Origin of the sequence: Sulfitobacter sp. HI0040, from assembly GCF_001634885.1 — a bacterium.
GTDB lineage: Bacteria > Pseudomonadota > Alphaproteobacteria > Rhodobacterales > Rhodobacteraceae > Sulfitobacter.
This window is the reverse complement of sequence record NZ_LWEX01000277.1, coordinates 1-771: the sequence shown is the minus strand read 5'-3', so window position 1 is coordinate 771 and position 771 is coordinate 1. Positions and strand designations below refer to the sequence as shown.

General features: G+C 68.7%; 1 protein-coding gene. It reads left to right on the top strand.

Annotation, left to right across the window (positions count from 1 at the left end):
* Positions 1–216 precede the first annotated feature (216 nt).
* The coding region (locus A3728_RS13675) for an IspD/TarI family cytidylyltransferase (RefSeq protein ID WP_150120800.1) at positions 217–771 on the top strand (555 nt) is incomplete at its 3' end.

Here is a 771-nt window from a genome sequence, read left to right as displayed (position 1 = left end):
CGGCGCGATGGGAACGGGAAACGCGGGGGCGGTCAAATGCCTAATCCTTGTGCAGTTGTCCTTGGCATATCCTGTCATGGTCCAAGTCTCAACGCTGCAGCGCCGCTTTACGGGGCCTGCCGGGACCGTTTGCCTAAAAAACAGGCAACACGCCCTGCCGATTGCGCCCCGCACGGGCATTGCCTAGACAGTCGCCATGACGACGACGATTTTCTCATGACAACCTCTGCCCTGATCGTGGCCGCCGGGCGCGGTGTGCGCGCGGGCGGTGGCGTGCCCAAACAATGGCGGCCCCTCGGCGGCAAGCGGGTGGTGGACCATGCCATTGCCGCCTTCGAGGCACACTCCGGCATCGACCGGATTGCCATCGTTCTTCACCCCGACGACATGGCCGAACAGGCAGAAGATTTGCGCGCGCGCGGTCTGCGTGTGGGCGCCGGGGGGGCGGAACGGTCGCAGTCCGTGGCCATGGGCCTCGCGCTGCTGGGGGAGGCAGGCAATGTGCTGATCCACGATGCCGCCCGGCCTTGCGTTTCCGCCGCGGTGATCGACGGTGTCCTGCAGGCCCTGCAGACCCACCCCGCCGCGGCCCCCGGCCTGCCCGTGAGCGATGCGCTCTGGCTGGGGGCGGAAGGGATCGTGAAGGATACGCGCGACCGCAGCGGCCTCTACGCGGCCCAGACCCCGCAGGGGTTCGACCTCGCCGCGATCCGCGCCGCACATGCCGCCTTTGAAGGCCCGGCGGCGGCCGATGACGTGGCCGTAGCCCGC